At 58.4% G+C, this 10,483-nt stretch carries 12 protein-coding genes; 8 read left to right on the forward strand and 4 right to left on the reverse strand.

Annotation, left to right across the window (positions count from 1 at the left end):
- The first annotated feature begins 5 nt into the window (after positions 1–5).
- On the forward strand, positions 6–554 hold the full coding sequence (locus CKO12_RS02505; protein ID WP_200153150.1) for a DUF2062 domain-containing protein: 549 nt from the start codon (positions 6–8) through the stop codon (positions 552–554).
- Here the strand turns inward: CKO12_RS02505 and CKO12_RS02510 are convergent.
- Together CKO12_RS02510 and CKO12_RS02515 are read right to left on the reverse strand one after the other, a co-directional pair.
- Positions 506–1,195, reverse strand: a complete 690-nt coding sequence (locus CKO12_RS02510; RefSeq protein ID WP_200153151.1) for an ABC transporter ATP-binding protein — start codon at positions 1,193–1,195, stop codon at positions 506–508. The genes CKO12_RS02505 and CKO12_RS02510 overlap by 49 nt on opposite strands.
- On the reverse strand, positions 1,188–2,435 hold the full coding sequence (locus CKO12_RS02515) for a lipoprotein-releasing ABC transporter permease subunit (RefSeq protein ID WP_200153152.1): 1,248 nt from the start codon (positions 2,433–2,435) through the stop codon (positions 1,188–1,190). The genes CKO12_RS02510 and CKO12_RS02515 overlap by 8 nt, the downstream gene beginning before the upstream one ends.
- Positions 2,436–2,614: 179 nt before the next feature.
- On the opposite strand from CKO12_RS02515, the gene dnaX reads away from it, so the two are divergent.
- The 6 genes from dnaX to minE all read left to right on the forward strand — a co-directional run bounded on the left by dnaX (position 2,615) and on the right by minE (position 7,020).
- Entirely contained in the window at positions 2,615–4,300 is a 1,686-nt protein-coding gene (dnaX, locus tag CKO12_RS02520; protein WP_200153153.1) for a DNA polymerase III subunit gamma/tau, read from the forward strand.
- A gap of 47 nt (positions 4,301–4,347) precedes the next feature.
- Positions 4,348–4,671, forward strand: coding sequence for a YbaB/EbfC family nucleoid-associated protein (locus CKO12_RS02525; protein WP_200153154.1), 324 nt, complete (start codon positions 4,348–4,350; stop codon positions 4,669–4,671).
- A gap of 13 nt (positions 4,672–4,684) precedes the next feature.
- Positions 4,685–5,029 (forward strand): histidine triad nucleotide-binding protein, encoded by a 345-nt coding sequence (locus CKO12_RS02530; RefSeq protein WP_200153155.1) that lies wholly within the window; start codon positions 4,685–4,687, stop codon positions 5,027–5,029.
- A gap of 62 nt (positions 5,030–5,091) precedes the next feature.
- Positions 5,092–5,877: a septum site-determining protein MinC gene (gene minC, locus CKO12_RS02535; protein ID WP_200153156.1), complete on the forward strand. Its 786-nt coding sequence runs from the start codon at positions 5,092–5,094 to the stop codon at positions 5,875–5,877.
- Positions 5,878–5,938: 61 nt separating this feature from the next.
- Positions 5,939–6,748, forward strand: coding sequence for a septum site-determining protein MinD (gene minD, locus CKO12_RS02540; protein WP_200153157.1), 810 nt, complete (start codon positions 5,939–5,941; stop codon positions 6,746–6,748).
- 2 nt (positions 6,749–6,750) lie between these two features.
- Positions 6,751–7,020, forward strand: a complete 270-nt coding sequence (gene minE / locus CKO12_RS02545) for a cell division topological specificity factor MinE (protein WP_200153158.1) — start codon at positions 6,751–6,753, stop codon at positions 7,018–7,020.
- Between the two features lie 70 nt (positions 7,021–7,090).
- Here the strand turns inward: minE and dapE are convergent, their stop codons facing one another.
- On the reverse strand, positions 7,091–8,221 hold the full coding sequence (gene dapE, locus CKO12_RS02550) for a succinyl-diaminopimelate desuccinylase (RefSeq protein WP_200153202.1): 1,131 nt from the start codon (positions 8,219–8,221) through the stop codon (positions 7,091–7,093).
- 47 nt (positions 8,222–8,268) lie between these two features.
- Complete coding sequence (locus tag CKO12_RS02555; protein ID WP_200153159.1) at positions 8,269–9,471, reverse strand: diguanylate cyclase domain-containing protein; 1,203 nt, start codon at positions 9,469–9,471, stop codon at positions 8,269–8,271.
- 130 nt (positions 9,472–9,601) lie between these two features.
- Here CKO12_RS02555 and CKO12_RS02560 point away from each other — a divergent pair, with 130 nt between their 5' ends.
- The gene (locus CKO12_RS02560; RefSeq protein WP_200153160.1) at positions 9,602–10,471 is read left to right on the forward strand and encodes an SDR family oxidoreductase; all 870 of its coding nucleotides are present in this window, start codon (positions 9,602–9,604) and stop codon (positions 10,469–10,471) included.
- Positions 10,472–10,483 lie beyond the last annotated feature (12 nt).

The raw sequence follows: 10,483 nt of genomic DNA on the forward strand, positions 1-10,483 counted from the left end.
TCAACGTGAAGAAATGGTTACAGCGGGTGACGCCCACGCCCAAAGATATTCGAGACAATGCGCGGTTGACGGAACTATTCGGGAAGCTGCTGCACGATCCCAACCTCTGGCATCTCAATCGGCGCTCCGTCCCCGGCGCAGTGGCGATTGGGCTGTTTACGATGTTTTTGACCATTCCGATGCAGTCGCTCATCGCCGCTGGCTTGGCAATTGTGATGCGGGTCAATTTGCCGATTTCCGTCGCGCTGGTGTGGGTCACAAATCCCGTCACCAGCCCGCCGATGTTTTATGTCGCCTACGTCATCGGCTGCTGGTTGCTGGGACTACAGGCAGAAGGATTTAACGTGCATTTCTGGCTCGATTGGCACAACTGGCTCGGCGTGATTGAGCCGTTGGTGCTCGGCAGCCTGATTTGCGGTGCCGTCAGCGGGTTGATTGGTTATCTCACGGTGCAGGCGATTTGGCGCTGGATGCTGCTGCACCGCATTTATAAGCGCAAACAACGTTACGCTCCCGCCCGCGTCAACACCCCGTCATCTAAACGCCAAATCTGATCCATCCGCGCCGCCAAATCGGGATCGTGCGTCACGATCACCAAACTGGTGCCGAGATCGCGGTTCAATTCCAACATCAGCTCATAAACGCTCCCGGCAGTCACTCGATCCAGATTGCCGGTTGGTTCATCTGCCAACAAACACGCCGGATGCGTCACCAGCGCCCGTGCCACCGCTGCGCGTTGGCGCTCGCCGCCTGATAATTCGCCGGGTTTATGGGTCTGGCGCTGCGCCAGCCCCACTCGTGTCAACAAATCCGTCGCCAGCGCCAGCGCCTTGTCCGCACTCGCCCCGCCAATCAACAGCGGCAGCGCCACATTTTCCAGCGCGGTGAATTCCGGCAGCAAGTGATGGAATTGATAGATAAAACCAAGCTGTTGATTGCGGCGCTGCCCGCGCTGCGTTTCCGATAACCGGCTGATATCGGTGCCGAGCCAGCACACGCTGCCGCTGGTGGGGCGATCTAAACCGCCGACGCAGTGCAGCAAGGTACTTTTGCCAGAACCGGACGCGCCGATGATGGCGATGCGCTCGCCGCGTCCGACGCTGAACGTCACGCCGCGCAGCACCGTGACCGTTTGCGGGCCTTGATGAAAGGTTTTCACCAGCTCCCGCACGTCTAACACCAATTCGTTACTCATAACGCAGCGCCTCCGCTGGTTGGGTTTGCGCCGCCCGCCACGCCGGATACAGCGTTGCCAGTACTGACATCACAAAGGCTCCGCCGCCGATCCACAGCACATCCAGCCAATGCACATCGGACGGCAGGGCGCTGATGTAATAAATCGTCGGATCAAGAAAATGAATGCCAAATGTCTGCTCAATCGCGCCCACCACCGCCTCAACATTCAGCGCCAGCACCACGCCGAGCGTCATCCCCAGCAAGGTGCCGATCACGCCAATGGCGGTGCCCTGCACCACGAACACTGCCATCACTCGCGCTGGCGACAAGCCCAGCGTCCGCAAGACAGCGATGTCAGCTTGTTTATCGGTGACGACCATCACCAGCGTGGACACGATGTTGAACGCGGCGACGGCGACAATCAGGAACAGGATGATGCTCATCATCCGTTTCTCCATCGCCAACGCGCTGAAGAAGTTGCTGTGAACCTGCGTCCAATCCAGCAGCCGATAGGTGCCGCCGAGGTCATAGGCGATCTCACGGGCGAGGCGCGGCGCTTCCCACATGTCGGTTAATTTCAGCCGCACTCCCGACACCGCCGTGCCGAGATTCAGCAATTTCGCGGCGTCATCCATTTGAATGTAGGCGGCGTTGCGGTCGTAATCCGCCATGCCGACCGAGAACACGCCGCTGACGGTGAAGCGTTTTAAGCGCGGCATGATTCCGACGGGCGTGGAGCTGACTTGCGGCGACACCACCGTCACCTTGTCGCCCACCGCCACGCCGAGATAGTCGGCGAGATCGCGCCCCAAAATGATCCGAAATTCGCCGGCGACTAATTCGTCAATCGAACCGCTCACCATCTGCGCCCGCAGCTCGGCGACCTGATCTTCTTCCGTCGGAATGATGCCGCGAATCAGCGCCCCGCTGACGGCTGCGCCGTTGACCAGCATTCCCTGCACTTCCACGAAAGGCGCGGCACCAACCACGTCAGCATGTGCCCGCACCTGCGCGAGCACTTCCTGCCAATTCGCCATGCCGGCGTAGGGATCGCTCAACGTCGCGTGGGACGCCATGCTGAGGATGCGGTGTTGAATTTCCTTGTGAAAGCCATTCATCACCGACAACACCACAATCAAGGCGATGATGCCCAGCGTGATGCCGACCATTGAGGTGCCGGAAATAAAGGAGATGAAATGATTGCGGCGTTTGGCGCGGGTGTAGCGCAAACCGATAAACAATGGGATGGGATGAAACATAGCTGCGGGGTGTGTTGACCAGTCAGGATGGATGGTGTTGGTTGGAGGGACGCGCTCGGGTGAATTAAGTTGTCGGTTGTCAGTCACAACGCGCTGCTTTCTGACAACTGCAAACTGACAACTGACAACTGTTACACTTGAACGCCTCATTATTCACTAAATCGGTTGCTTTCAGACGCATGTCTTATCAGGTACTCGCTCGCAAATGGCGTCCCAAAGCGTTCGACGATCTGGTCGGACAGCAGCACGTTGTGCAGGCACTCTCGAACGCGCTTGACCGCGATCAATTGCACCACGCCTATTTATTCACCGGCACTCGCGGCGTCGGCAAAACCACGCTGGCGCGGATTTTGTCCAAGGCGCTCAACTGCGAGCAGGGCATCAGTTCCAAGCCGTGCGGCGTCTGTTCTGCCTGCCGCGAAATCGACAGCGGGCGCTTCGTTGATTTACTCGAAGTGGACGCTGCTTCCCGCACCAAGGTCGATCAAACCCGTGAACTGCTGGATAACGTACCGTATGCGCCAGCGCGGGCGCGGTTCAAGGTGTACCTGATTGACGAGGTACACATGTTTTCGACCGCCAGCTTCAATGCGCTGTTGAAAACGCTGGAAGAACCGCCGCCGCATGTGAAGTTTTTGCTGGCGACCACCGATCCGCAAAAGGTGCCGGTGACGGTGTTATCGCGCTGTTTGCAATTCAATCTGCGCCGGCTGTTGCCCGGTGAAATCGCCGAGCGCCTGCGCCATGTGTTGACGACGGAAGGCTTGGAATTTGCCCCTGCTGCGTTGCCGCTGCTGGCGCGAGCAGCAGACGGCAGTATGCGCGACGGTTTAAGCCTGCTCGATCAAGCGATTGCGTTTGGCGGCGGGCGCGTGTTGGAAAATGAAGTGCGGACGATGCTCGGCACCGTCAGCGGCGATTTGGTGCTCAATCTGCTCGACGCGCTGGCGGCAGCGAATGGCGCACAGTTGCTGGCTGAGATTGAACGGGTGGCGGCGCTAACGCCGGATTTTGAGGAATTGCTGCGCGAGTTGATTGGGCTGTTACATCGGCTGGCGCTGGTGCAGCAGGTGCCGAGCAGCGTGGCGGCAGATGATCCCGATCAGGCGCGATTGACGGCGCTGGCGGCAGCGATTCCAGCCGAAGATATTCAACTTTATTATCAAGTGGCATTGACTGGCCAGCGCGATTTGCCGCTGGCTCCCGATCCGCGAGCGGGCTTTGAAATGGTTTTGCTGCGGGCGCTGGCATTTCGTCCGGCAGCGGATTTCAGTCAAGCCGCAGCGCCAGCGCGACCTGCTGCCGCACCGGTCGCGCCGCTGACTGCGCCACCCGCTCGTCCCGCGCCGTCACTGTACGCAGTGCCCGCGCCAGCCGCCGTTGCCCCAACTGCGACTGCGCCAACCAGAGTCCCACCTTGGGAAGATGCGCCGGCTGCGACTGCGCCATCAGCTCCGGCTGCGGGTGAGGTCTCATTAACGTGTGCGGACGATTGGCGGCAATTGGCAGCGCGACTGCCGCTGCGGGGCATTCCGGCGCAGATCGCTCAGCATTGCGTGTTTTCCGAATGGGCACATGGGCAGTTGACGTTGATTCTTGACCCGGCGATGCGCAGCTTGCGCAATCCGGGGTCTGAAGAGATTTTGCGGGCGGCGTTGGAGCAGGCGCTGGGCACGACGGTGAAGCTGGCGCTGAAAGTGGGCACGTTGCCGGAGGAGACGCTCGCGCAAACGCAGAAGCGGGAGCTGGATGTGCGGCAACAGGCGGCGGTGGAATTGTTAAACACTGATCCGCTGGTGAAGCAGATGCGGGAAAAATTTGAGGCGCAATGGGTGCCTGATAGCATTCAACCGCTGGACGATTGAACCAGCGGCAGTGCGATTTAATGGTGATTTATTAAGAGGTTAAAACGATGAAAGCATTGGGTGGATTGTTAAAGCAAGCGCAGAAAATGCAGGAAGAAATGCAGCAGACGCAGGCGCGGTTGGCGGCAGAAGAGGTGATTGGCGAGGCTGGCGGCGGCATGGTGCGGGTGACGATGACCGGTCAGCATCAGATGAAACGGGTGGAGATTGATCCGTCGCTGTTGGGTGGTGATGACAAGGAGATGTTGGAGGATTTGATTGTGGCGGCGACCAACGCGGCGGTGCAGCGGGTGGCGGAAAAGGTGAAGGAAAATATGGCGGAATTGACCGCTGGAATGCCGTTGCCGCCCGGCTTCAAACTGCCGTTTTAAGTGGGTGCTGCGCATGTCAGACACGTTGTTTAGCAAAATTGCCGCCGGTGAAATTCCGGCTGATATTTTATACGCGGACGCAGAAGTGGTCGCATTTCGGGACATCAGCCCGCAAGCGCCGGTGCATTTTTTGGTGATCCCGCGCCAGCCGTTGCCAACGCTCAACGCGGCGCTGCCGGAACATGCGGCGCTGTTGGGCAAGTTGTTACTGGTGGCAGCGCAGGTCGCAGCGCAGGAAGGCATCGCCGCGAGCGGTTATCGCACGGTGATCAATTGCAACGCGGACGCCGGTCAAACGTTTTTTCACCTGCATCTGCATGTGCTTGGCGGGCGAGCACTGAATTGGCCGCCGGGTTAGCGGTGCTGGCGCGTGAACGCCATGACCATTCGAGTTGGCAAGGACTTGTGGAGAGTTAGGCAATGAGCAGTTCAGCGATTGAGGTCGCGCCAGCGTCGATTGCGAAAGGATTTGAGCTAAAAGCCTCGGGGTTCACGCTTCCGATCATGCGGGTGTTTGAAAACGACCTTGAGGCGCTCACCGCGCACTTGAGCGCCAAAATTGAGCAAGCGCCAGATTTTTTTCACAACATGCCGCTGGTGATTGATTTAAGTCATGCCTCCCCCGGCACTGCGGCAGTCAATAATTTACCGTTGTTAATTGGGCTGCTGCGCGGTTACGGGATGATTCCGTTTGGAGTGCGCGGCGGCACTCCGGCGCACAACGAGGCTGCGGAAGCGTTGGGGCTGGCGCTGTTGCGGGATTCTTATCTGCGGGCGAGTAAAACCAGCGCGACGGAAGTCGAGACTGACAGCGAGGAGTTGCGATTGCCTCCGGCGAGAACGGGCCCGCGCTCCCCGGCACCAGCGCGTAAACCGCCGCTGGGTTCGCTGGTGGTCAGTCGTCCGGTGCGCTCTGGGCAGCGGGTGTATGCCGCTGGTGGTGATTTGTCGATCATTGCGGCAGTCAGCTCCGGCGCGGAACTGATGGCCGACGGCAATATCCATATTTATGGAGCGTTGCGCGGGCGGGCGTTGGCGGGGATGAACGGTAATTTGAATGCGCGGATTTTTTGTCAAGAACTCCGCGCAGAATTGGTGTCGATTGCGGGTCATTATCGCGTCAATGAGAACATTCCGGCGGAGATGCAGGGCTTGCCGGTACAAATTTATCTTGAGCAAAAAATTCTGCGGATTGAGCGGCTGTAAGCTATTTTTCTTTATTTTTCAACGCGGTCGTCCGCGCTTTAACAATTGTTTGGGGGCTACCTTGGCAAGAATTATCGTGATTACCTCGGGCAAGGGTGGGGTGGGTAAAACCACCACGGCTGCCTCGCTGGCGATGGGGTTAGCGCAAAAAGGCAAACGCACGGTGGTGATCGACTTTGACGTGGGGCTGCGTAATCTGGATTTGATTATGGGTTGCGAGCGGCGCGTCGTTTACGATTTTATCAATGTGATCAATAACGAAGCGAATTTAGGGCAGGCGTTAATCCGCGATAAACGCTGCGATCTGTTGTATGTGTTGCCGGCGTCGCAAACCCGCGATAAGGATGCGTTGACGAAGGAAGGCGTGGCGCGGGTGCTGGAGGAGCTGGCGGCGAGTTATGACTTTGTGATTTGCGATTCGCCAGCCGGCATTGAGCACGGGGCGACGATGGCGATGTATTTTGCGGATGACGCCGTTGTGGTCACGAATCCTGAAGTCTCCTCGGTGCGCGATTCCGACCGGATGTTGGGAATTTTATCGAGTCGGTCGCGGCGGGCGGAGTTGAGTGAGGAGCCGATTCGGGAGTTTTTGCTGTTGACGCGCTACGACGCTGGGCGGGTGCAAAACGGTGAGATGTTGAGCGTCGATGATGTGCAGGAGATTCTCGCGCTCAAATTGCTGGGCATCATCCCCGAATCCAAAGCGGTGCTCACGGCGTCGAATTCGGGAACGCCGGTGATTTTGGATCGAGAAAGCGACGCGGGGCAGGCGTATAGCGACATGGTGGCGCGTTATTTGGGCGACGAGGTGCCGCACCGTTTCCTTCATGCGGAAAAGAAGGGTTTTCTTAGCCGTTTGTTTGGGGGGTGAACATGGGACTGTTGGATTATTTTCGTGCGACCCAGCCACCGGGGTCGGCAACCGTTGCGAAAGAGCGGCTGCAAATTCTGGTTGCCCATGACCGCGCTGCGGCGCGGGGATGTCCGTCGTATTTACCGCAACTGCAAACGGAAATTTTGGCGGTGATCCGCAAATATATTGATGTGGATATGAATTCGGTCACGGTGAATTATGAGCAAGGCGAATCACACGAAGTGCTCGAACTCAATATCATCTTGCCTGACTCGCCCTCATCTCGCTGAATTAAGAAGTTGTCGGTGACAACGCTGTTTTTTTAACTGACAACTTCTTTTTTCAATCGCATCACTCCCGCTATTCAATTAACAACCGCTCCAGCACTTCGCAATAAATCTGCGTGAGCTGCTCGAGTTCCGCCACCGCGACGCACTCGTCGATTTGATGAATCGTTGCATTGAGCGGGCCGAGTTCCACCACCTGCGCTCCGGTCGGCGCAATAAAACGTCCATCCGAAGTGCCGCCGCTGGTGGACAGTTCAGCCGCCACGCCAGTCACGCTGTGAATCGCTGCTCGTGTTGCCTCCACCAACGCCCCAACTGGCGTCACAAATGGCTGCCCCGACAGCCGCCAACTCAGGTCATAACGCAGCCCGGCAGCATCGAGGATGGCGACCACCCGTGCTTGAATCTGCTCCGGCGTGATGGCGGTGGAAAAGCGCAGATTGAATTGCGCCGTCAATTCGCCGGGGATGACGTTATCCGCACCGGTGCCCATGTGCAGATTGGCGAGCTGGAAACTGGTCGGCGGAAAGTGAGCGTTGCCGTGATCCCACACCTCCGCGCACAACGCCGCCAACGCAGTCACGCTGGCATGAAATGGATTGAGCGCCAACTGTGGATACGCAACATGCCCTTGTTTTCCATAAATTTTCACCACTCCCGTCACGCTGCCGCGCCGACCATTTTTGATCGTATCGCCCAGCCGCTCCCGACTCGATGGCTCACCCACCAGCGCGTAATCAATTGTTTCACCGCGCTGCGTCAACCATTCCATCACCTTGACCGTGCCGTTGACCGACGGACCTTCTTCATCGCTGGTCAATAAAAATGCCAGCGAGCCGCGATGATCGGGATGTGCGGTCACGAAGGTTTCCGCTGCCGTCACCATCGCTGCGACCGAGCCTTTCATGTCCGCAGCACCGCGCCCGTAAAGCACGCCGTCGCGGACGGTGGGTGTAAATGGCGGTGAACTCCACTGTTCCAGCGGCCCGGTCGGCACGACATCGGTATGACCGGCGAAACACAGCAGCGGTGCGGTCGTGCCGCGCCGTGCCCATAAATTGGTCACGTCGCCATACGGCAGCCGTTCAATCTGAAAACCGCTGGCAGCTAATCGCTCGGCAATGACGGTTTGGCAGCCGTGATCGTCCGGCGTGACCGACGGGCGACTGATGAGATCGCAGGCAAGGGCGAGAGTGGGTGAAATCATTTCGTTTTCCAAAAAAGTTGGCAGTTATCAATCTGCTGGCGCATTCAGTCGCACCATACCTCGACGCGGTTACGTCCTAAATCCTTGGCACGGTACAGCGCCAAGTCGGCATGTTGAATCAGAGCGTCGGTGGTCGCATCCGCGCTGTCCATGCTGGTGATGCCAAAACTCATCGACACCAAGTTGGATACCGATTTGGGATGATCCAGCCGCAGCGCCAGCACCGCCAGTCGCAGCTTTTCTGCCAGCGCCCGCGCTCCTTCCAAGCGCGTGTTGGGCAACACCAGTACGAATTCTTCGCCGCCGTAACGTGCGCAAAAATCACCGCGCCGCTGCAAATTGTTGTGTAACGTTTGCGCCACTAACCGCAAACACTGATCGCCGGCTGGATGTCCAAACTGATCGTTGTAGGCTTTGAAGTGGTCGATGTCGCACAAAATCAGCGCCAGCGGCTGGCGGCGGCGCAAGGCAGAGCGCAGATGCTCATTGAAAAAACGCCGGTTGGGAATGGCAGTCAGCGGATCAATTTCGGCTTGCTGGCGTAACTCGCGGTAAGACGTCGCCAACATCTGTCCCATGACGACAATTAACAGCGTCCCCGCCAGCGCGATGGCGAGATGGCTGACGACGAGCGCCACCAGCGGATAATCCGGCACCTGCGGCAGTGTGACGCTGATGCCGCCGCGAATATCGCCCTCGTGATAACCCTGCTCGGCGTGGCAACGCAAACACGCCTTTTCCGTCAGCAGCGGTGCCATGTAGCGATAGATTTGCTGACCAGCAGTGGTGATGAATTCGCCTTGTTCGGACACCCCCCGCTTGAATTGGCGCAACGCCGCCTCTTCCCAATCAGTCGGTCGATTGTCAGGGCGTAACGGCAGCAAGCTGGTGATATGAAATTGAATTCCGCGCCGTTCTTGGGCAATTTCCGACAATTGCCGCGTCATAAACGCCGGATTGATGAGCGTCAGAGTCAACGTGTCGGAAATGTGCAGATCGCGGTTGGGCACGCGCAAATACGGATTGGGCTGAGTGTCGGCGGTGACTGGAACATAAACGCCGCCGTGTCGCGCACTCCAGCGGCGCATGATGCGGATTTGTTCAAACAAAGAACGCGCCGTCTGCACCGCCAGCTCCTGCCGATGAACTTTGGCTTGGTGGATATTCCACGCCAGCGATAACGTTGCCAGCGTCCACCACAGCACTCCAGCGATCATCAAACGCCGATTAAAATTGTCATGCGTCATGTGAAAAACGTTTATTTTCAAAGAGATGAATTATTGCCCGCCGGACAGCGCGACGCGCATTTGGTCTTGCAATTCTATTGAACTGCTGTTGATAGTGTCGCACTGGGCGACCTGAATTGAGAACAAAACGATGACTGAAACCATCATTGTGGGCTGTGGCGAAGTGGGCACACGGCTGGCGCAGCGACTGCTGGCGCGGGGCGAGGCGGTGCGCGGACTGGTGCGCAGCATCACCAGCGCGGCACGACTGGCGGCAGTCGGCGTTCCCAGCGTGGTTTATGACCTGATGACGCCAGATGCCGCGCCCGCTGGCTTGGTCACCGCGGGCGTTGATTTATTCCACTTTGCGCCGCCACCGGAGCAGGGCGTGCTTGATCTGCACACGCGGCACTTGGTGGGGTTATTCGCCCACAGCGGCAACCCGCGCCGCATTGTTTATATCAGCACGACTGGCGTGTATGGCGATTGCCGAGGCGCGTGGATTGATGAAACCCAGCCGGTGCAGCCGCAGGCGGAGCGGTCGCAGCGGCGCTGGGATGCCGAACAAACGTTGCAGCACTGGCGCGAGCGCAGCGGCGGCGAGGTGGTGATTGTGCGGGTGGCGGGAATTTATGGACCGGGGCGGTTGCCGCTGGCGCGGCTGCGACAAGGATTGCCGCTGGTGCGCCCGGCAGAAGCGCCCTACAGCAATCGCATTCACGTTGAGGATTTGGTGACGGTGTGTGACGCAGCGCGGGAGCGCGGGGTTGATGGCGCGGTTTATAACGCTTGCGACGACGCGCCGAGCACGATGACCGAGTATTTTTTAGCAGTCGCAGCGGCTGCCGGATTACCCGCGCCGCCCCTGTTGCCATTAGCGGAAGCGAGTGCGCAGGTCTCTGCCGGAATGCGGTCGTATCTCGCGGAATCACGGCGCATATCGAATCGCAAACTGCGCGAAGAATTGGGCGTGGTATTGCAATATCCTGATCTTGCTGCTGGCTTGCGGAGCTTGTTTTAATTGACTTGTCAG

Origin of the sequence: Chromatium okenii (assembly GCF_016583745.1) — a bacterium.
GTDB classification, from domain to species: domain Bacteria; phylum Pseudomonadota; class Gammaproteobacteria; order Chromatiales; family Chromatiaceae; genus Chromatium; species Chromatium okenii.

Excerpts from the sequence above, each read along its gene's own strand:
- CKO12_RS02530 (WP_200153155.1), top strand. The coding sequence starts at position 4,685 with ATGTCAGACACGTTGTTTAGCAAAATTGCCGCCGGTGAAATTCCGGCT.
- CKO12_RS02525 (WP_200153154.1), top strand. The coding sequence starts at position 4,348 with ATGAAAGCATTGGGTGGATTGTTAAAGCAAGCGCAGAAAATGCAGGAA.
- dnaX (WP_200153153.1), top strand. The coding sequence starts at position 2,615 with ATGTCTTATCAGGTACTCGCTCGCAAATGGCGTCCCAAAGCGTTCGAC.
- CKO12_RS02515 (WP_200153152.1), bottom strand. The coding sequence starts at position 2,435 with ATGTTTCATCCCATCCCATTGTTTATCGGTTTGCGCTACACCCGCGCC.
- CKO12_RS02510 (WP_200153151.1), bottom strand. The coding sequence starts at position 1,195 with ATGAGTAACGAATTGGTGTTAGACGTGCGGGAGCTGGTGAAAACCTTT.
- CKO12_RS02560 (WP_200153160.1), top strand. The coding sequence starts at position 9,602 with ATGACTGAAACCATCATTGTGGGCTGTGGCGAAGTGGGCACACGGCTG.
- CKO12_RS02555 (WP_200153159.1), bottom strand. The coding sequence starts at position 9,471 with ATGACGCATGACAATTTTAATCGGCGTTTGATGATCGCTGGAGTGCTG.
- minC (WP_200153156.1), top strand. The coding sequence starts at position 5,092 with ATGAGCAGTTCAGCGATTGAGGTCGCGCCAGCGTCGATTGCGAAAGGA.
- minE (WP_200153158.1), top strand. The coding sequence starts at position 6,751 with ATGGGACTGTTGGATTATTTTCGTGCGACCCAGCCACCGGGGTCGGCA.